Origin of the sequence: Paracoccus simplex (assembly GCF_042648325.1) — a bacterium.
GTDB classification, from domain to species: domain Bacteria; phylum Pseudomonadota; class Alphaproteobacteria; order Rhodobacterales; family Rhodobacteraceae; genus Paracoccus; species Paracoccus simplex.
Genome location: NZ_JBHRXE010000037.1, coordinates 189,830 through 208,442, shown reverse-complemented (window position 1 = coordinate 208,442; position 18,613 = coordinate 189,830). Strand labels below are relative to the sequence as shown.

Genomic DNA, 18,613 nt, shown 5'->3' with positions numbered 1-18,613 from the left:
CGAGATCCACGGAGATGGTCCGGTTAGGGTTGGTGCCCACCGTCCCAGCCAGGGTTTGCGACCCTTGGGGCTGCCCTCAGGCCACGGCCCCCCTGACTGTCCCGACACCTCTCTCCAATATCACTCTCGACACTGGACCACCTCCTTTCAATAAGTTGCCGTATGGGTTCAGCCTGCCACAGAACCATTAACAGTCAATGAATTTGCGCGCGGCGCCGGATCAAATTTCCGACGGCGATGCGGAACGGCACGAGCGCCAGCACGGCCTGCGCCAGCTTCACCGAACAGTCGGCGACGGCCAGCGACACCCACAGCGGCTGCGCCGGGCCATGGCCCAGCAGCGGAACCAGTTCATTTGCCCAGGAAACATCGTCCGCCGGAAAGAGCGGCGTCAGTTGCGTGGCAAAGGCGATGCTGAAGAAGACAGCCGTATCGAAGATCGACCCGGCGACGCTGGCCGCCAGGGGTGGTAGCCACCAGTTGTATTTTCGCAACTGGTTGAAGACGGCAATGTCCATCAGCTGCGCCGAAAGGAACGCGGCGCCCGAGGCGACGGCGATGCGCAGCGTGGTCTTGTCCATGCCGGCGGCGACCAGCGAACACAGCACGCCGGTCACGAAGCCGGCATAGACCACCTTGCGCGCGGCGGTCGGGCCATAGACCCGGTTCATGATGTCGGTCACCAGGAAGGCGACCGGATAGGTCAGCGCCCCCCAGGTCAGCCAGGCGCCCAGCAGGTGCTGGACCAGGATGTTCGAGGCCACCACGACGATGGCCATGGCGATGACGCCGGGAAGGATACGGGGCATGTCTGGTTTTCCGTTTTGGCAAGGTCGCGGAGACTCGGCCCCGTGCGGGGCAAGGCCGCATAAGGCCGTCCGGGGATTCTGTCAACGATCTTGCGCGGGCTTATAGCGCGGCCGCGGCGGCGATTTCCACCGCGAAGGCGCCGTTCATGCCTTCGAGCGCCGTATTGGTCAGCGCCACCAGGCTGCGGCGCCGGGCGGGATCGACGATCCAGCTGTGACCGTAGATGCCGCCCCAGCCCAGGCTGCCCTGCGGCAGGCCGATGCCGGCCGCCTCGGCCTCGGTGATCACCGCGCCCGCCCAGGCGTGGCCCCAGCCGGGACCGCGCAGCGGGTGGCGCTGGCGGATGCGGTTCTGCCGCGCCTCGGCGCGCAGGTTCCCGGCCAGGAAACTGCCCTCGCGCAGGGTTTCCAGCAGCGCCAGCGCCGCCTCGGCCGTGCCGGCCATGCCGCCGCCGCCGGACGGATAGGCGGAAGGGTCGCGGATGCGCTCGGGCAGATAGGCATAGCCTTGTTCGGGCTGCAGTGGGTTCCGGACCCGGGTCGGGCCGCGCATCCGCCGCGGCTCGGGGCGGGCATCGGCGTAATTCGCGGCCAGATCGACGGAATCCGGGGCGTGGAAGCCGGCTTCGACGCCCAGCGGGTCGGTGACCAGCCGGGCCATGGCCTCGGGCAGCGGCATGTCGGCGGCGGCCTCGATCACCGCACCCAGCACGTCGGTCGCCACCGAATAGCGCCAGCGCGTCCCGGGCAGCCGGTCCAGCGGCACCGAGGCGATGCGGCGCAGGTTTTCGGCCAGCGAGAGGCCGCTGTCGCCGATCCCGTCCGAGACCTGGGCGCGGGCATAGGGCCCCTCCGGCGGCTGGTTGAAACCGTAATCCAGCCCGGCCAGATGCGCCATCAGCTGATCGACGGTGATCACGGGGCGGTTGCCGTCGGGCAGGGCGGGGGTGAAATCCGGCAGCCAGCGCGTCACCGGATCCTCGGGCGTCAGCCGGCCCGTCTGCATCAGCCGCAATGCCGCGACCGTGGTGAAGGGTTTCGAGACCGAGGCGTAGCGCAGCCAGGTCGCCCGCCGCATCGGCCGGCCGGATTCGCGGTCGGCGAAGCCTGCGGCACGGGCATGGACCAGCCGACCGGCTTCGGCCAGCAGGACCACGCAGCCGACGATCCGCCGCTCGGCCAGCGCGCGGTCGACGGCGCGGTCCAGGGCGGCGACGCTGGCGGAAAGGCTCATTCTGCCACCCGGTATTCCACCAGTTCGGTGCGTTGCAACCAGCCGAAATTGTCATCCGAGATCAAGGTCATGCGGATACCCCGCCCGTCATGCCAGACCGAGATCCCCTCAAGATTGTCATATTGCAGCGGCCGGGATTCCAGCAGCACCCGCTCGTTCGAGACGCCGGTTTCCGACAGGTCGAAGCGGCGGACGCGGGAGCGGAAGCCCAGCAGGCCCTTGAAGTCGCGTTCCAGCAGGTAGAAGCGCCCGTCCGGGCCGATATCGGCGCCGACCGCCAGCCAGTCGCCCGAGCGCGGGATTGAGAAGGGCTGATCCCATCTGCCGTCCCGCCAGCGCCAGACCGGAAATGGTCGGGTCAGCGCGCCGGACCGCTCGGGCAGGGTCAAGAGCGTGCCGTCGGGCAGGATCGCCAGCGCCTCCAGCGAGGAATTGCGCTGCATGGTCTTGAACTCCGGCGGCCGGGGCAGGGGCTTGGCGGGGCTGTCGGGCGTGTCGTGGCGGGCGATGCGGGTCAGCCCCTCGAAGCTGATCCAGAGCGTGCCGTCGGGCGCGATGGCCAGCCCCTCGCTGTCGCCCTGCCAGCCGGGTTTCAGCGGTTTGCCGGTGCTGTCGCGCAGCCGGGCGCGGCCGGCCAGCTCCAGCCCGCGAATCCGGCCCTGGGCGTCGCGCTCGACGCTGCCCCAGCGGATGGTGGCGCGGTCCGAAAGCGCGGTGAAGCGGCTGCCGTCGGCGCTGATCTCGATGCCCGAGAAGCCGCCGAAACTCTCGTCCTCCAGCTGCCAGACATAGGTGGCGACGTAATCGACACGCGGCGCCGCCGAGGGCGCCGGATCGGCCGCGCAGGCCGAGGAGGCGGAGAGCAGCAGCAGCGACAGCGCCAGACCCGGCAGGCGGCGGGACCGCGCTGCCGCGCCGCCGGCCGGGCCGCCGCGCCTTAGCGGGCGGTGGCGACGACCTGGCATTGACGGGGCATCTCGCTCAGCCGGAAGCTGCGGGGGTGGCGATAGTTCGGGTCGGGCGGCACCGGCTTGACCCGGCTGGGATCGATGCGGTTCTTGATCCATTCCGCCGCCTCGGCGCAGCCGTCGCCGGGCGGCGGCGCGTCCTGCTGCTGGCAGACCGAGCCCGCCGGGCAGGCCATCCGGACATGGAAGTGATAGTCATGCCCGCCCAGCGGCCGGATCTTGCGCAGATAGCGGCGGTCGCCGGTTTCGGTCTGGCACATCGCCAGCTTGGCCACCGGATCGACGAAGATGCGTTCGACCCGCGGATCGCGGGCGGCGGCGCGCATGATCGCCATGTGACTGCCGCTCCACAGGCCCGAGGGCGCGGTGCCGGCCCGGTTCACCACCGATTGCGACGAGATCCGCTCGCGCTGCGCCGCGGTCAGGCGCAGGCTTTGCGGCGGCAGCATCCAGACATCGGCATCAAGGCCGGACTGGTGGCTGGCATGGCCCGAGGTCATCGGGCCGCCGCGCGGCTGGCCCATGTCGCCGATGTAAAGCCCCTGCCAGCCGGCCTGGCGCGCGGCCTGCGACAGGCCGATCAGGAAGCCGACCAGTTCGGGATGACCCCAATTGCGGTTCCTCGACAGGCGCATCGCCTGCCAGGTCGGGCCGGATTCCGGCAGCTGCACGGCCCCCGAGACGCAGCCCTTGGAGTAGAACCCGATCGAGACGGGGGCGCCGCCGGTCGGGCCGGGAACCGCGCCGAAGACGCTGCGGGCCAGCGGGTCGGCCCCGGCGGGTTGCACGAGGCCAAGCCCGGTCAATGCCAGCACGGCGGCGGTCAGGAATTTGCGGATCACTGCTCGGCCTCTCCTTTTGCTTTGACCCAAACTAGCAGAATCAGCGCCAGAAGGAACATCCCGATGAGCGGAGAGATGCCGAGCCGTTGGCTTCCGGTCACATCCGTCACCGCGGCGATCAGCAGCGGCGCCAGGAACGCCGTCGCCTTGCCCGACAGCGCGTAGAGGCCGAAGGCCTCGGTGGCGCGCTCGGGCGTGGTGTGGCGCACCATCATCGTGCGGCTGGCCGATTGCAGCGCCCCCCCCGCGCCGCCGATCAGCGCACCGCAGAGGAAGAACAGCGCGTCGGGCAGGCGCGAGCCCTCGGCCAACGGCAGGCCCAGCACCTGCTCGCGGCTCATGCCGGTCAGCAGCACGCAGACCCCGGCCAGCACCAGCGTGCAGGCGACGATCACCGGCTTCGGCCCCCAGCGCCGGTCGGCGCGGCCGCCGATCCAGCTGATGACCGCGGCCGAGACGGCGCTGACCACGCCGAAGACCCCGGCCAGGAACACCGGCCAGCCCAGCACCGTGCCGGCATAGACGCCGCCAAAGGCGTAAAGCGCGTTCAGCGCATCGCGCGAGAACATCGACGAGACCAGCCAGGCCGCCAGCGAATGCCGCCAGCGCAGGCTGGCCAGCAATTGCGCCAGCGCCCGCATCGCCGCACCCGGCCGCACCGGCCGGCGCGGTCCCGGCGTCTCGGGCACCCAGAGCGCGAAGGGGATCATGAAGACCAGATACCACAGCGCGGTGAACGGCCCCGCCGCCCGCGTGCCCTCGCGCAGGCCCGGATCAAGGCCCAGCACCGGGGGGATCCCCAGCATGGTGCGGCCGGTCTGCGGGTTCTCGGCCAGGCACAGCAGCACCACCGCCAGCGCGATCACCCCGCCGAGATAGCCGAAGGCGAAGCCCGAGCCCGAGACGCGGCCGATCTCGTCATGCGGTGCCAGCCCCGGCAGCAGGGCATTGGTGAAGATGGTGGCGAATTCCATGCCGATCAGCCCGATGCCGAAGCTGATGATTGCCAGATGCAGGTTCGGTTGGTCCGGCATCAGCAGCCACAGCCCCCAGGCGCCCGCCATGTAGAAGGCGGAAAAGATCCAGACCCAGACCAGCCGCCGCCCGCTATTGTCGGCGATGGCGCCCAGCACCGGGGCGAGGACGGCGATGATGACGCCGCAGATGCCCAGCCCGTAGCCCCAGAGCGACTGCGCCGCCGCCCCCGCCGCCTCGGGCGTCATGCCCTGCGCGATATAGTGCTGGCGGGCGACCTCGGCGTAATAGACCGGGAAGATGAAGGTCATCAGCAGCGTCGCGAAGGGCTGGCTGGCCCAGTCGAAGAACCACCAGCCCCAGATCCGCCTGCGTTCCATGATGGTTCCCCGCCCTTGGAGGTGCGCCGAAGCGCGCCCTGTGTCCCGCCGTTCGGGGCGCATAAGGCCCCAGCGCGGTCAGGCTGGCAAGTCGGCATTCCGGTCGGCTGGGGTAGTCGGCGGCAGCACCGGCGGCCAGGGCCGCTCGGCATCCGCGGCGATCCAGGCCTGGACCCAGCCCGGCAGCGCGGGGCTTTCCGGGTCGCGCCCGGCCGCCTGCATCAGCCGCGCCGGCGCGACGATGCCCTGGGCCGAGGTGATGGCGCCGCGCAGCAGCATGTGGTTGCAGCACTCGCCCGCCCGCCACATGCTCTGTTCCATGTAAAGGAAGCGCGCGTCCCAGCCCAGTGTGCGCGAGACCATGGTGAAGCGCTGGAATCCCTTGATCCGCCGCCGGTAGCGCACGGTGTTCCCGGCCACGGTGATGCCCCAGCCGTTTTCGCGCATCGTGCCGATGATGCCGGTGCGGACCGCCATCGGCAGCCGGCCCAGGTCGTAAAGCGTCAGGGTGCGGCCGTTGTTCAGCTCGATCCACGGGTCCAGATCCCAGGGCCAGCAGCGATGGGTCGAGACATGCGCGTCCAGCACCCCGATCCGGGGGCTGCGGCGGAACTTCAGCATCTCCTTGGCAAAGCGGAGCATGGGATACATGGGCGGCTTCCTTCTGCCTTGGACAACGCGGCGGGGGCTAGCGGCGGCCTGCCGGGGCGTCAATCGGAACGCTGCGGCCATGCTTGCAGCTTGCGCAACGCGGATGCCTGCCTTACCTGTCCGGGGAACAGCCGGAAGGGAATGGAATGGGCACGCTCTACGAAGCCTTGATGCTGATACTCGACGTGGTCTGGTTCGTGATGATCGCCCATATCATCATGTCCTGGCTGATCAACTTCCAGGTGCTGAACCTGCGCCAGCCGCTGATCTGGCAGATCTGGAACGGGCTCAATCGCCTGCTGGAGCCGATCTACGCGCCGGTGCGCAGGATCCTGCCCAATACCGGCGGGCTGGATCTGGCGCCGCTGGTGGTGTTCATCGCCATCATCATCCTGCAGCGCGCGCTCGCCAACAACGCCGGCTGGTTCTACGGCTTCTAGATGTCGGCCGCCCCCCTTCTGCGGCAGGTCTTCGGCTTCGACGCCTTCCGTCCGGGGCAGGAGGAGATCGTCGATGCCGTCGCCTCGGGGCGCGACGTGCTGGCGATCATGCCGACCGGCGGCGGCAAGTCGCTGTGCTACCAGCTGCCGGCGCTGATGCGCGACGGGCTGACGGTGGTGATCTCGCCGCTGATCGCCCTGATGCGCGACCAGGTGCGGGCGCTGACCGAGGCGGGCGTGGCGGCCGCCGCCCTGACCAGCGGCAATTCCGACGAGGAGAACAGCGAAGTCCTGCGGGCCATGGCCGCGCGCGAGCTGCGGCTTCTGTACATGGCGCCCGAGCGGCTGGCCTCGGGCGCGACCATCCCGATGCTGCGCCGCGCCGGCGTGCAGGCGATTGCCGTGGACGAGGCGCATTGCGTCAGCCAATGGGGCCATGATTTCCGCCCCGACTATCTGCGCGTGGGCGAATTGCGCCGGGCGCTGTCGGTGCCGCTGGCCGCCTTCACCGCCACCGCGGATGCGGAAACGCGCGAGGAAATCGTCAAGCGCCTGTTCGACGGCGCGCAGCCGCAATCCTTCCTGCGCGGCTTCGACCGGCCGAACATCCGCCTGGCCTTTCAGCCCAAGGACGGGCCGCGCCGGCAGATCCTCGACTTCGCCGCCGCGCGTCGGGGCCAGTCCGGCATCGTCTATTGCGGCACCCGCGCCAAGACCGAGACGCTGGCCGGGGCCCTGAACGACGCGGGCCTTGCCGCGGTCGCCTATCACGGCGGCATGGAGGCCGAGGCCCGGCGCGAGGTCGAGGCGCGGTTCCAGCGCGAGGACGGGCTGATCGTGGTCGCGACCGTGGCCTTCGGCATGGGGATCGACAAGCCCGACATCCGCTGGGTCGCCCATGCCGACCTGCCGAAATCCATCGAGGCCTATTACCAGGAGATCGGCCGAGGCGGCCGCGACGGCGCCCCGGCCGAGACCCTGACGCTTTACGGCCCCGACGACATCCGCCTGCGCCGCGGCCAGATCGACGAGGGGCTGGCCCCGGCCGAGCGCAAGGCCGCCGACCATGCCCGGCTGAACGCGCTGCTGGGCCTGGCCGAGGCCACCGCCTGCCGCCGCGTCGCCCTGCTGGGCTATTTCGGCGAAGAGGCGTCGCCCTGCGGCAATTGCGACATCTGCGACAACCCGCCGGAATGTTTCGACGCCACCGAGGCGGCGCAGAAGGTGCTGTCGGCGGTGCTGCGCACCGGCCAGACCTATGGCGCCGGTCATGTCATCGACGTGCTGACGGGCACCATGACCGAACGTATCGGCCAGCGCGGTCATGACCGGCTGCCGACCTTCGGCGTCGGCCGCGACCTGTCCAAGGCGCAATGGCAGGCGGTGATCCGGCAGATGCTGGGCCGCGACCTGATCCGCCCCGACCCGGAACGCCACGGCGGCCTTGCCATCACCGCCGCCGCCCATCCGGTGCTGCGCGGCGAGGAGCGGATCACCCTGCGCCGCGACGCCATGACCCGCGCCCGTCCCGCCGTGGTCGTCCGTACCCAGGTCGATGACGAGGACGCGCCGCTGCTTTCCGCGCTGAAGGCCAAGCGCCGCGCGCTGGCCGAGGCGGCGCGGGTGCCGGCCTATGTCATCTTCCCCGACCGCACCCTGATCGAGATGGTCCAGACCCGCCCCAAGACGCTGGACGAGATGGCGCGGGTGAACGGTGTCGGCGCCAAGAAGCTGGAAAGCTATGGCGAAGATTTCCTGCGCGTCATCGCCGGCGAGGTAGCGCCGATGCATCCGGCGCGCCGGGCGCTGGCCGGGCGCGATGCGGGTGCGCTGTTCGACCGGCTGGCCGAGGCACAGGCCCGGCTGGCGCGCGGCGAGGACGGCACGGAAAAGCCGCTTTCGGTCAGCAACTCGATCCTGCGCCGCATCGCCGAGGACCGGCCGCGCGACCTGTCGCGCTATCTGGACGCGGCGCGGCTGGACCGTTTCGGCGCTAGCTTCGCCGTCGAGATCGCCGCCGATCCCGGGGCCTGAGCCCGGCTAGAGGCTGATGCACAGCTTGCAGGTGCGGCAGGTGCAGATCGTGTCGCAGCCCGCCAGCGGCAAAAGCAGCAGCACGGCCAGCAGCAGGTTTCGGATCATCGGCCTTTTTCCCCTTATTGATGCGCCGCGGCGCGGGCGCGGTCCTCGGCGCCGGGCATGGGATCGCCCTCGGGCGGTCGCACGCCGAACACCGCGCAGTAAAGCGCCGGAACGAAGATCAGCGTGACCAGCGTGCCGGCGATGATGCCGCCCATCATCGCGAAGGCCATCGGTCCCCAGAACACCTGTCGCGAGATCGGGATCAGCGCCAGACTGGCCGCCGCCGCCGTCAGCAGGATCGGCCGGGCGCGGCTGTCCGAGGCCTCGAACACGGCGTTCCAGCGGGAATGGCCCTGGGCGATCAGCACCTGGATCTCGTGCACCAGGATCACCGAGTTGCGGATCAGGATGCCGATCAGCGCCAGGATGCCCAGGATGGCGACGAAGCCCATCGGCACCCCGAAAGGCAAAAGCGCCGCGACCACGCCGATCAGCCCCAGCGGCGCCGCGGCAAAGACGATGAAGGACAGCCGGAAGCCCTGCATCTGCACCATGACCAGCAATGCCATGACCAGCAGCATGACCGGGACCACCGCCGCGATCGGCTCCTGGCTTTCGGCCGAGGTCTCGACCGTGCCGCCGACCGCCAGCCTGACGCCGGCGGGCAGGGTGCTTTGGAACGCAGCCACCCGGTCGGCCAGGGCCGCGACCAGCGTGGCGGGCTGGTCCTTGCTGGCGATGTCGGCCTTGACCGTTACCGTCGGCAAGCCGTCGCGCTGCATGATCAGCGGCTGCTCGGTACCGTATTCCAGCTTGGCCAGCGAGGCGAGCGGGATCGGCGTGCCGGTCGGTGTCGCCAGTTGCAGGTTCTGGATCGATTCCACCGACTCGCGATCCGCCTGCGCCCCCCGCGCGGTGACGTTGATCAGGAAGATCCCGTCGCGAAGCTGGGTGATGGTCCGGCCGGTGAAGGTGCCCGAAAGCGCGCCCGAGATATCCTCGTTCGTCAGCCCCAGCCGCCGGGCCTGGTCCTGGTTGACCTGCAGCCGCACCACGCGGGCGGGCTCGTTCCAGTCCAGCGCGATGTCGCGCAGCCGCGGCTCGGTCGCCAGAACCGCCGCCAGGTCGCGTGCCGCGTCCCGGGCCTGGTCGGGATCCGCGGCCGAGACCCGGTATTGCACCGGCTTGCCGACCGGCGGCCCGATCTCGAGATTCTTCACGTAAAGATCGGTGCCGACCAGCTGGTTGCGGCCAAACTCCACCAGCCTGGCCTTGAGCCGGTCGCGCGCCGCAAGGTCGGGGGTCTGGATCACGATCTGGCCCATATAGGGGCCCGGCGTCGGCACATCCATCGACAACACGAAGCGCGGTGCGCCGCGGCCGACATAGGTGGTCCAGAACAGCGCGTCCTGTTCGCCGGCCAGCATCGTCTCGATCCGGGTCATGTCGGCGTCGGTCTTGGCGATCGAGGCATTGGCGCGTTCGGTCACGTCCACGATGATTTCGGTCCGGTCCGAGGTCGGGAAGAACTGCTGCTCGACGAAGCGCATGCCAAAGACCGAGGCACCGAAGACCGCCAGGGTGATGGCGATGGTCGGCCACTTGTGCTGCATGCCCCAGAGCAGCAGCCCGTGGAAACGCCGCCGCAGCCAGCCCGGACCCTCGGCCGCGTGCTTCATGCGGGCGGGCAGCAGCGTCACGCCCAGCAGCGGCGCGAACAGCACCGCCACGATCCAGCTGACGATCAGCGAGACGGCGATGACCACGAACAGCGAAAAGGTGAACTCGCCCGCCGCCGAATTGTTCAGTCCGATGGGGATGAAGCCCGCCACCGTGACCAGCGTGCCGGTCAGCATCGGGAAGGCGATGGAGCTCCAGGCGTAGCTGGCGGCGCGCTCGAGGCTGTCGCCGACCTCGAGGCGCGAGATCATCGTCTCGATGGCGATCATCGCGTCGTCGACCAGAAGCCCCAGCGCGATGATCAGCGCCCCCAGCGAGATGCGCTGCAGGGTGATGCCGTAGAGGTCCAGGATCACGAAGGTGATCGCCAGCACCAGCGGGATGGTCAGCGTCACCACCAGCCCGGCGCGCAGGCCCAGGCTGACGAAGCTGACCAGCAGCACGATGGCGACCGCCTCGGCCAGGGCCTGCACGAAATGGCCGACGGCCTCGTCCACCACATGCGGCTGGTCGGCGAACTTGGCCATCTCGATGCCGATAGGCAGGCTACGCGCCACCCCGGCCATCAGCGCGTCGACCTGCTTGCCGAATTCCAGGATGTTGCCGCCGTCGCGCATGCCGATCTGCAAGCCGATGGCCTCGCGGCCGTTATAGCGGAACAGCGCGCTGGGCGGATCCTCGTAGCCGCGCCGGACGGTCGCCACGTCGCCGATGTTGAAGAAACGGTCGCCCACCCGCAGGTTCACCGCCGCGATCGAGGCCGCGTCGTCGAACTGCCCGCCGACGCGCACCAGCACCTGCTCCGGCCCCGCCTGCACGATGCCCGAGGGGGTGATGGCGTTCTGCACCGCCAGCGTCTGCACCACCTGGTTGTGGTTCAGCCCCAGCGCCGCCAGCCGGGCCGAGGAGAATTCCAGGTAGATCTGTTCCTTGCGCACGCCCAGCAACGAGGTCTTGCCGGCCATCGGCAGGGCCTGGACCTGCTTGCGGATATCCTCGACCCTGTCGCGCAGCTCGCGCTGGGTGAAGCCGTCCGAGGTGAAGGCGAAGATGTTGCCGAACACGTCCCCGAAATCGTCGTTGAACTGGAAGCCTTGGAATTCATGGGGAAATTCCGGGCGGATGTCCGACATCATGCTGCGGACCCGTTTCCATACTTCCGGCACCTGGGGGCCGCGGATCGTCGGGTCCAGTTCCAGATAGACGATGGACTGGCCGGGCATGGTGACCGAGCGGGTGAATTTCAGCTCGTCCAGCTCCTCGAGCTTGGTCTCGATCCGGGTGGTGACCTGATCCAGCGTGTCCTCGATGGTGGCGCCGGGCAGCGAGGCGCTGATCACCATGATCTTGATGGTGAAGTTCGGGTCCTCCTCGCGGCCCAGACGCAGATAGCCGAGCGTGCCCGCCACCATCGAGACGATCAGCAGGAACCACACCAGAGAACGGTGGTGCAGCGCCCAGTCGGAAAGGTTGAAGCCGCGTCCCGTCATGGTGTCACGCTTTGTCCCACGGATTGGCCCTCGGTCAGCGAATGGATGCCGCGGATCACCACCTCCTCGCCCGGTGACAGGCCGGATTCGACGGTGACGCGGCCATTGAGCGCCGGTCCCGGCGCGGCGATCCGGCGCAGCGCCACCCTGGCGTCATCGCCGGTGCGGGTCACGACCCAGACATGCGGGGCGCCGTCGCGTTCCAGGACGGCGGCCTCGGGCAATGCCAGGCGGGTGGCGGCCTTGCTGCTGGGCCGGGCGCGGACCAGGGCGCCCAGGCGAAGATCGGCATCGTCCTGAAGCGCCAGGTGAATCCGCCGGGTTCGGGTGACGGCATCGGCCACCGGCTCGATCAACGAGACGGTGGCGGGCAGCAGGCGGTCGGGATCGCTCTCGGACCAGACCTCGTAGGGATCGCCGTGCCTTATCCGCGACAGCGCGATGTCGGGCAGGTCGATCACCGCCTCGATGCCCTTCTGGGTGGAAAGCTGGACCACGGGTTCGCCCGCGCTCACCACCGCGCCGGCATTCGCGAAGACGGCGCTGATCACCCCGTTGAAAGGCGCCCGCATCTCGGCGAAACCCTCGGCGTCGCGGGCGCGGATCAGCTCGGATTCGGCCTGCTGTTCGGCGGCTCGGGCGGCGATCAGCGCGCGCTCGACCTGTTCCAGCTGCGCGGCCGAGGCGACATTGCGCTGCGCCAGCGCCCGGGTTCGGTCGGCGCTGGCCTGGGCGGTGCGCAGCTCGACCGTCGCGGCATCGACCGCGGCCTGGGCGGCGCGAACGTCGCCCCGCAAATCCTCGGGGTTGAGCGTGGCCAGCACCTGGCCCTTGCGGACGGCATCGCCGATATCGACATTGCGCGCCGTCACCCGGCCCAGGGTCTGAAAACCCAGCGCCACCTCGATGCGGGCCGCGATCACGCCCGGCATCGAAGGACCGGCGGTCATGTCGTCGCTGACGACGGTGCTGACCACCGGGCGCGGCGCCGGCTCGGGCGCAGGCGGGGGCTTGCGCCAGGGCAGGTCGAAGGCCGGCGCGCCCTGGGCGAGCACCAGCGAAAGCAGCAGGGCAAGGGCTACCGGCTTGCGCATCATTCCTCCTCCGCCGCGGTGCCGGCATCGGTGACCTCGCGGCCCGGATAAAGCCGCTGCGCGCCGGCGCCGACGACGATCTGCCCCGGCTTGACGCCGTCCTTGAGAATCACCGTGCCGTTGGTGAACCGCTCGATCTGCACCGGCGCCAGCGAGACGCGGTTTGCGTCGCCCACCAGCCAGACCGCCGGCTTGCCTTGGGCCGCGGTCAGTGCCGTCCAGGGCACGGCGATGCCGCTGCCGGCCGGATAATGCACCGCGCCCCGGACCGCCGCCCCCAGCAGGCTGACGGTGGTGGGGGCATCCTCGATCTCGGCGCGGACCGTGACCGAGCCGGTGGAGGGATCGACCAGCGGCGCGATCTCGGTGACATGAGCGGTCATGCGCAATTCGGGAAAGTCGATGCCGGAAAGCGAGACCGGTGCGCCGATCGCATCGCGCAAAAGCGGCGTGTCGGCCGTCTGGAACACCGCCTCGCGCCCGGTGGCCGAGGCAAGCGAGAGCACCGCCTGGGCCGCGCCGACGATCTGCCCCGGTTCGGCCTTGCGCGAGATCACGATCGCATCGGTGGGGGCGCGGATAATGGTATCTTCCAGCGCGCGCTGCGCCTGACCCAGGGCGGAACGCGCTTGCGTCAGCCCGCCGGTCGCTGCTGAAAGCCCCTGGCTTGCCGCGTCCAGGGCGGCGCGGGTGCCCACGCCGCGCTTCAGCATGGCATCGGCGCGTTCCAGTGCCTGCCGCGCCTGGGCCTCGGTCGCCTCGGCCGAGGCGACGGCGGCTTCGGCCACGCGCAGCGCCTGCTCCTGCTGCAGCGGATCGGTGCGGGCCAGCGCCTGGCCTTTGCTGACGCGGCCGCCCTCGTGGACCAGAACCTCGGTGATGCGGCCGCCCTGGCGGAAGCCCATGTCGACGCTGTCCTTGGCGGCGATGGTCCCGGTCAGGGCGGCGTCGAAGATCAGTTCGGTGCGCTCGACGGCGACGAATTCCACCGGCAGCGGCGCTTCGGCCCGGGCAGAGGAGGCGAATGGCAGGAGGGCCAGGATCAGGATGGTCAGGCGCGGCATGTCAGCCCCGTCTCATGGGTTTGCAAGTCTGATGCCCACAATCCGGGCTTGAGGAAAGCCCCCGGGCAGGTTGACCTTACGGTCGCAGCAAGGTTCCCGCCAGAGCTCCCGTGATCTTGGCGGGCCGCATGACCGCTTCGGGTCACTGATAGCTGCGCACCAGCGCTGCCGCGACCATGCCCCAGCCATCGACCACCAGGAAGAAGGCCAGCTTGAAGGGCAGGGCGACGACCGCCGGCGGCACCATCATCATCCCCATCGACATCAGCACCGCCGAGACCACCAGATCGATGATTAGGAAGGGCAGTGCCACCAGGAAGCCGATCTCGAAGGCGCGCTGGATCTCGCTGAGCATGAAGGCGGGCACCAGCACCGACAGCCGGTCGGGCGGTGCCTGCGGGTCGGGCGAGATCTCGGCCAGCGTGACCAGCATCTCGGGGTCGGTGCGCTGCTCCATGAAGCCGCGAAAGGGCACGATGCCGCGCTCGAAGGCCTGTTCGACGCCGATGCGGCCGTCGCGCAGGGGGGCGCCGGCGACCGTCCAGGCCTCGGTCAGCACCGGGCTCATCACGAACCAGGTCAGGAACATGGCCAGGCTGACGATCAGCATGTTCGGAGGGGATTGCTGCAGCCCGATCGACTGGCGCAGGATCGACAGCACCGTCACGATGAAGGGAAAGCAGGTCACCATGATCGCGATGCCCGGCGCCAGGGACAGCGCGGTCATGACCGCAAGCAGGGTGATGGAATGTCGGCCGATACCGCTTGCCACCGCCTCCAGCCCGGCGCCGTCCAGGGTCAGGTCCTGCGCCACCGCGACATGCGGCAGCAGCAACCCGACGATGATGAGGACGAGGCGGATCACGATACGCCTGCCGGGCCGAGGATGCGGACGCAAAGCCGATTGTCCGCTTCGTCGCCCGAAACCAGCTCGCCCCGGGCGATGACCTTGTCGCCGACGCAGATGTCCACGCCGTCCGACATGTCGTGGTCCAGGGTCAGGACGTCATCCGGGCGCAGGCGCGAGAGTTCGGCGACGGAAAGCTGCGTGCCACCCAGCCGGATGGTGATTTCCACCTGGATCTGGTCGGTTGCAATCAGGCTGGCGAGATCGTCCATGATCACTCCTCGGTCATGATGTCGTCGATGATGGATGTCAGGTCGGCCGCAACCCGGGCGGGATCGAAGACGATCCGGCCCTGGCCGCAAAGAAGCTCGACCACGCGCGCCCCGGCCGAAAGATTCTCGACCTGCGCCTCGGCAAGCCCGGCGCGGTCCAGGCATTCCGCAAGGTCCGGTTGCAGATCGGCAGGGCAGCGAAGGACAAGCCGGCAGTCCGGCGCATGCTCGACCAGCCGGGCGATTTCCCCGGCCAAGGCATCCCGCAACCGCTCGCGCTCGGAGCGCGGGGCAAGGAGCGCGACGATGGCCTGCAGGACCGGCGCCAGGCCGGCATTGATTTCCCGGCGCAGCGCCGCCTCGGCCTGGCGGGCGACGAGCATGTCCTGCCGGATCTCCGCCAGGGCCTGGGTCAGGGCGTCGAGGCTGCGCTCCCGCCCCTCAGCCAGGCCCTGTTCATGGCCGCGGTGAAAGGCCTCCTCGACCTCGGCGGCGGTCCTCGGCCGCGCCGGCCGGGCCTGGCCGGCGGCGAAGGAATCAAGGCGCAATGCAGCGGGTCTCACAGCGCATCCTCACGCTTCTCGATCCAGCCAGAGAGGATCTGCAGGCTTTCGTCCTTGCGCGATTTCATCAACTCCTTGAGCCGGCCGACCGGGTCGCCGCTGCCGGCCGAGACCGGCGTGAAGTCGATTTCGGGGACGATTTCGGCGACTGCCATGACCGGGCCCGCGGTCTCGGCCACGGGTTTTCCGGCCTCGATGGCCTTGACCCCGGTCGCACCCGACTGGTCCAGCGCCGCCAGGGCGGGATGGCCGGCCGGCCGGCCCCGAAGCAGCGGCCGCAGCAGGAACGCCGCCAGCGCCAGGGCGAAGAAGCCGACCAGCAGGATGCGGATGAAGCCGTTCAGGTCCAGTTTCGACAGCAACCCGCCCTGGCTGGCCAGCGTGCCGGCCTCGGACAGCGAGGCAAAGGGCAGGGACTTCACGGTGATCGCATCGCCGCGGCTCTCGTCGAAACCCACCGCCGAGGCCACGAGTTCGCGCAGCGCCTGCAGCTCGGCCTCCTCGCGCGGGACCAGCGTGGTCTCGCCAGTCGCCTCGGTCCGGGGGACGCCGTTCACCAGGACCGCGACCGTCAAGCGGCGGGTGGTGCCGGGCTGGCGCGTGACCTCGCGCGTGACCTTGCTGACCTCGAAATTCGAACGCTGGCGGGTCTCGGAGCGCGAGGACTTGCTTTGGTCCCCGCCGCTGTCCTGTCCCTCCGGCAGGTTCGAGGCGGCCGTCACCGCGCCCTGCTGCGCATTCGTGCTTTGATCAGCGGTTTCCTCGCTTTCCTGCGAGATCAGCGCCCGTTGCTGCGGGTCGTAGCGCTGTTCGGTCAGCAGCTCGGATTCGTTCACCACGTCCAGGTGCAACTCGACGATGGCATTGCCATTGCCGACATGCGCGGCCAGGATGCGCTCGACATTGTGCTTCATGTCGGCCTCGCGATCCTCGCCGGCGAATTCCTCGCCCGAGGACACCACGCCGCGTTCGCTGTCGATCACCGCCACCCGATCCGCCGACATGCCCGGAACGCCAGAGGAAACCAGGAACTTCAAAGCCTTGGCCTGCGAGCGGGTGATCGGCGTGCCGTCGGTGGTCAGCGTGACCGAGGCCGTTGCCTCGGCCTCGCGCCGATAGCCTCGGCCGTTGGGAACGGCCAGGTGGACCCGGGCCGAGCGGACATTGGGCAAGGCCAGGATGGTGCGGGCCAGTTCACCCTCTTTGGCGCGCCAATAGGCGGCGTCGAACATCTGCGAGGTGGTGCCGAAGCCCGACATGCCGTCGAGAATCTCGTAGCCGGTGCCGCCGGCCGAGGGCAGCCCCTCGCCGGCCAGCGCCATGCGCAATGCGTCGCGCTGGCCTTCCTCGACCCAGATCGTGTCGCCGCGGATCTCGTAGGGCACGCCGGATTTCTCGACCGCCGCCATCACCGCGCCGGATTGCTGCGGGTCCAGCCCGGAATAGAGCAGCGCCATCCCCGGCCGGCTGGCCATCCAGGACAGGCCGGCAATCGCCGCGAATGTGAACAGGAAGGCCGCGGCCAGGATGGCCTTCTGCTTTGCGCTTCTCTCGCGCCAGTAGTCCTGCAGCTTCAGCAAAACCGCCCCCTTCTCGAATCGGCGTGATCTTCGTCGGAGACCTTCTTGGCACGGGGGCGATTAAGAATTGGTTAGCCCGCGGGTGCTATCCAGATCGCAGACGGATGGAGAATCACCATGAGCGATGTCGCCGACATCAACACGGAACAGAAATCCGGCAGAGGGCTTGGCCGCATCCTTCTGCCGCTGGGCCTGGCGCTGGTGCTGGGCGGGGCGGGGTTCGCCTCGACCTGGCTGGGCTTCTGGTCGCCGATGTCGCTGCTGGCCCCGCACGCGGACAAGCCGGCCGCCCAGGAAGCCCTGCCGGCGGTGGTCTTCGTCGACATTCCCCAGATCGTGCTGACGCTGGCCGGACCGCGGGCGCAGACCTTGGTGATGACGGTCAAGATCGAAACCGACCAGGCGCACCAGGCCGAGGTCGACTATCTCACCCCGCGACTGCTGGATGCCTTCAACAGCTTCCTCGCCGATGTCGATGCCTCGGCCTTCGAGAAGCGCGGGATATTGGACATCGTCCGGGACGAGCTGGCGACCCGCGCCGTCTTTGTCCTGGGCAAGGAGGCCTTCACCGACCTCCTCATCACGGAGTTCAGGATCCAATGACGATTGCCCAGCTTTTGCAGGTCGTTCTGATCACCTTCACCGTCGGGCTGTCGGCCTTCTGCTTTGCGCTGTCGCGGCGGTTGCGCAAGCTCAACGATCTCGAGACCGGGCTGGGCGGCGCCATCGCCGTCATGACCAGCGAGATCGGCCGGCTCGAGAAATCCATCCTGCTGGCCAAGGCAGAGGCGACGGCGGCCACCCGCGCCCTGGCCGACGAGATCGAGCGCGCCAAGGAGGAGCGGGCCTTCTGGACGCTGCAGCAGAAATTCGCCGAGGCCAGCCCGGCCCGGCATGTCCGGCTGCAACGCCGCCGCCGGCGCGAGGAGGCGGATCTCGATGCGTAAGCCGATCCTTTCCTTCCTGGGCGGCGTCCTGGTGCTGGCCGCCGCCGCGCAGGCGGTCATGCTGATGGACGGCGCCTCGCGCCTGAGGGCCAATGCCGAACCGGCCGAACTGATGGCCGGCTGCAGCGATGTCCCCGAGGCGGTGGCCCTGGCCGAGACGCTGCGCGAGCGCGCGCTGCGCATCGACCGCTACATGCAGGAGATCGAGCGCCGCAAGGCCGAGATCGCCTTCGCCGAAAAGCAGCTGACCGGGAAGCTGGTCGAACTGCGCAAGCTGAAGCAGCAGATCGACCGCAACGACCGGGGCCAAGCCCAGGCCCAGACCGAGGACATCGCCCAACTGATCGCCGTCTACGACCAGATGAAGCCCGAGCAGGCGGCGATGGTGCTGTCGAACCTGCCGCCCGATTTCGCCGCCCAGATCCTCGCCCGTGTCCAGCCCGAGACCGGCGCGCGCATCATGGCCTCGGTCGAGCCGGGTCAGGCCGCGGTGCTGACCTCGTATATGGGCGCAATCAGAGCCAGAAAGTAGGTAGGCCATGATCGGCATGATCGGCATCGTCGTGACCTTCGCCATGGTCTTCGGCGGATACATTATGGCGGGCGGCAAGCTGGGGGTGATCCTGCACTCGCTGCCCTTCGAACTGATGATGATCGGCGGCGCGGCCATCGGCTCGTTCCTGCTGTCGAACGAG

General features: G+C 69.2%; 19 protein-coding genes. 6 read left to right on the top strand and 13 right to left on the bottom strand.

The genetic code is table 11. From position 1 onward, the window contains the following. Positions 1–194: 194 nt before the first annotated feature. The 6 genes from ACFOMP_RS13805 to ACFOMP_RS13780 all read right to left on the bottom strand — a co-directional run bounded on the left by ACFOMP_RS13805 (position 195) and on the right by ACFOMP_RS13780 (position 5,859). A complete protein-coding gene (locus ACFOMP_RS13805) occupies positions 195–809 on the bottom strand; it encodes a VUT family protein (RefSeq protein ID WP_019353354.1) in 615 nt (204 codons plus the stop codon). A 100-nt stretch (positions 810–909) separates the two neighbouring features. Further along, positions 910–2,043, bottom strand: coding sequence for a serine hydrolase domain-containing protein (locus ACFOMP_RS13800; RefSeq protein ID WP_379031512.1), 1,134 nt, complete (start codon positions 2,041–2,043; stop codon positions 910–912). After that, a complete protein-coding gene (locus tag ACFOMP_RS13795; RefSeq protein WP_379031509.1) occupies positions 2,040–3,008 on the bottom strand; it encodes an esterase-like activity of phytase family protein in 969 nt (322 codons plus the stop codon). Before ACFOMP_RS13795 ends, ACFOMP_RS13800 begins: the two co-directional genes overlap by 4 nt. Beyond that, positions 2,981–3,853 carry a penicillin-insensitive murein endopeptidase gene (mepA, locus tag ACFOMP_RS13790; protein ID WP_289892982.1) on the bottom strand — a complete coding sequence of 291 codons (873 nt, stop codon included), beginning with the start codon at positions 3,851–3,853 and terminating at the stop codon, positions 2,981–2,983. The genes ACFOMP_RS13795 and mepA overlap by 28 nt, the downstream gene beginning before the upstream one ends. Continuing rightward, the gene (locus tag ACFOMP_RS13785; RefSeq protein WP_379031505.1) at positions 3,850–5,271 is read right to left on the bottom strand and encodes an MFS transporter; all 1,422 of its coding nucleotides are present in this window, start codon (positions 5,269–5,271) and stop codon (positions 3,850–3,852) included. Before ACFOMP_RS13785 ends, mepA begins: the two co-directional genes overlap by 4 nt. A 15-nt stretch (positions 5,272–5,286) precedes the next feature. Then, positions 5,287–5,859 (bottom strand): acyl-CoA thioesterase, encoded by a 573-nt coding sequence (locus ACFOMP_RS13780; RefSeq protein WP_289892984.1) that lies wholly within the window; start codon positions 5,857–5,859, stop codon positions 5,287–5,289. 146 nt (positions 5,860–6,005) lie between these two features. On the opposite strand from ACFOMP_RS13780, the gene ACFOMP_RS13775 reads away from it, so the two are divergent. After that, a complete protein-coding gene (locus ACFOMP_RS13775) occupies positions 6,006–6,299 on the top strand; it encodes a YggT family protein (RefSeq protein WP_019353400.1) in 294 nt (97 codons plus the stop codon). Beyond that, the gene (recQ, locus tag ACFOMP_RS13770) at positions 6,300–8,333 is read left to right on the top strand and encodes a DNA helicase RecQ (RefSeq protein WP_379031501.1); all 2,034 of its coding nucleotides are present in this window, start codon (positions 6,300–6,302) and stop codon (positions 8,331–8,333) included. A gap of 122 nt (positions 8,334–8,455) precedes the next feature. Here recQ and ACFOMP_RS13765 read toward each other — a convergent pair whose 3' ends face one another. The 7 genes from ACFOMP_RS13765 to fliF form a co-directional block, all read right to left on the bottom strand. Further along, positions 8,456–11,551 carry an efflux RND transporter permease subunit gene (locus tag ACFOMP_RS13765; RefSeq protein WP_379031499.1) on the bottom strand — a complete coding sequence of 1,032 codons (3,096 nt, stop codon included), beginning with the start codon at positions 11,549–11,551 and terminating at the stop codon, positions 8,456–8,458. Next, complete coding sequence (locus ACFOMP_RS13760; RefSeq protein WP_379031496.1) at positions 11,548–12,645, bottom strand: efflux RND transporter periplasmic adaptor subunit; 1,098 nt, start codon at positions 12,643–12,645, stop codon at positions 11,548–11,550. The genes ACFOMP_RS13765 and ACFOMP_RS13760 overlap by 4 nt, the downstream gene beginning before the upstream one ends. Beyond that, the gene (locus tag ACFOMP_RS13755; protein WP_379031493.1) at positions 12,645–13,709 is read right to left on the bottom strand and encodes an efflux RND transporter periplasmic adaptor subunit; all 1,065 of its coding nucleotides are present in this window, start codon (positions 13,707–13,709) and stop codon (positions 12,645–12,647) included. The genes ACFOMP_RS13760 and ACFOMP_RS13755 overlap by 1 nt, the downstream gene beginning before the upstream one ends. Before the next feature lie 142 nt (positions 13,710–13,851). Then, a complete protein-coding gene (fliP, locus tag ACFOMP_RS13750; protein ID WP_289892989.1) occupies positions 13,852–14,574 on the bottom strand; it encodes a flagellar type III secretion system pore protein FliP in 723 nt (240 codons plus the stop codon). Further along, on the bottom strand, positions 14,571–14,828 hold the full coding sequence (locus tag ACFOMP_RS13745) for a FliM/FliN family flagellar motor C-terminal domain-containing protein (protein ID WP_289892990.1): 258 nt from the start codon (positions 14,826–14,828) through the stop codon (positions 14,571–14,573). The genes fliP and ACFOMP_RS13745 overlap by 4 nt, the downstream gene beginning before the upstream one ends. 2 nt (positions 14,829–14,830) lie before the next feature. Next, positions 14,831–15,391: a hypothetical protein gene (locus ACFOMP_RS13740; RefSeq protein ID WP_379031489.1), complete on the bottom strand. Its 561-nt coding sequence runs from the start codon at positions 15,389–15,391 to the stop codon at positions 14,831–14,833. Next, positions 15,388–16,971: a flagellar basal-body MS-ring/collar protein FliF gene (fliF, locus tag ACFOMP_RS13735; protein ID WP_289892992.1), complete on the bottom strand. Its 1,584-nt coding sequence runs from the start codon at positions 16,969–16,971 to the stop codon at positions 15,388–15,390. Before fliF ends, ACFOMP_RS13740 begins: the two co-directional genes overlap by 4 nt. A 117-nt stretch (positions 16,972–17,088) precedes the next feature. On the opposite strand from fliF, the gene ACFOMP_RS13730 reads away from it, so the two are divergent. The 4 genes from ACFOMP_RS13730 to ACFOMP_RS13715 form a co-directional block, all read left to right on the top strand. Then, on the top strand, positions 17,089–17,574 hold the full coding sequence (locus tag ACFOMP_RS13730) for a flagellar basal body-associated FliL family protein (protein ID WP_379031485.1): 486 nt from the start codon (positions 17,089–17,091) through the stop codon (positions 17,572–17,574). Next, on the top strand, positions 17,571–17,918 hold the full coding sequence (locus ACFOMP_RS13725) for a hypothetical protein (RefSeq protein ID WP_289892994.1): 348 nt from the start codon (positions 17,571–17,573) through the stop codon (positions 17,916–17,918). Before ACFOMP_RS13730 ends, ACFOMP_RS13725 begins: the two co-directional genes overlap by 4 nt. Next, positions 17,911–18,450 (top strand): MotE family protein, encoded by a 540-nt coding sequence (locus ACFOMP_RS13720; protein ID WP_379031481.1) that lies wholly within the window; start codon positions 17,911–17,913, stop codon positions 18,448–18,450. The genes ACFOMP_RS13725 and ACFOMP_RS13720 overlap by 8 nt, the downstream gene beginning before the upstream one ends. Positions 18,451–18,457: 7 nt before the next feature. Beyond that, the coding region (locus ACFOMP_RS13715; RefSeq protein ID WP_379031627.1) for a motility-associated protein at positions 18,458–18,613 on the top strand (156 nt) is incomplete at its 3' end.

Coding starts and splice junctions, on each gene's coding strand:
- ACFOMP_RS13720 (WP_379031481.1), top strand. CDS start 17,911: ATGCGTAAGCCGATCCTTTCCTTCCTGGGCGGCGTCCTGGTGCTGGCC.
- ACFOMP_RS13780 (WP_289892984.1), bottom strand. CDS start 5,859: ATGTATCCCATGCTCCGCTTTGCCAAGGAGATGCTGAAGTTCCGCCGC.
- ACFOMP_RS13800 (WP_379031512.1), bottom strand. CDS start 2,043: ATGAGCCTTTCCGCCAGCGTCGCCGCCCTGGACCGCGCCGTCGACCGC.
- ACFOMP_RS13795 (WP_379031509.1), bottom strand. CDS start 3,008: ATGCCAGGTCGTCGCCACCGCCCGCTAAGGCGCGGCGGCCCGGCCGGC.
- ACFOMP_RS13745 (WP_289892990.1), bottom strand. CDS start 14,828: ATGGACGATCTCGCCAGCCTGATTGCAACCGACCAGATCCAGGTGGAA.
- ACFOMP_RS13760 (WP_379031496.1), bottom strand. CDS start 12,645: ATGCGCAAGCCGGTAGCCCTTGCCCTGCTGCTTTCGCTGGTGCTCGCC.
- recQ (WP_379031501.1), top strand. CDS start 6,300: ATGTCGGCCGCCCCCCTTCTGCGGCAGGTCTTCGGCTTCGACGCCTTC.
- ACFOMP_RS13765 (WP_379031499.1), bottom strand. CDS start 11,551: ATGACGGGACGCGGCTTCAACCTTTCCGACTGGGCGCTGCACCACCGT.
- ACFOMP_RS13785 (WP_379031505.1), bottom strand. CDS start 5,271: ATGCGCCCCGAACGGCGGGACACAGGGCGCGCTTCGGCGCACCTCCAA.
- ACFOMP_RS13775 (WP_019353400.1), top strand. CDS start 6,006: ATGGGCACGCTCTACGAAGCCTTGATGCTGATACTCGACGTGGTCTGG.
- ACFOMP_RS13755 (WP_379031493.1), bottom strand. CDS start 13,709: ATGCCGCGCCTGACCATCCTGATCCTGGCCCTCCTGCCATTCGCCTCC.
- ACFOMP_RS13805 (WP_019353354.1), bottom strand. CDS start 809: ATGCCCCGTATCCTTCCCGGCGTCATCGCCATGGCCATCGTCGTGGTG.
- ACFOMP_RS13730 (WP_379031485.1), top strand. CDS start 17,089: ATGAGCGATGTCGCCGACATCAACACGGAACAGAAATCCGGCAGAGGG.
- ACFOMP_RS13725 (WP_289892994.1), top strand. CDS start 17,571: ATGACGATTGCCCAGCTTTTGCAGGTCGTTCTGATCACCTTCACCGTC.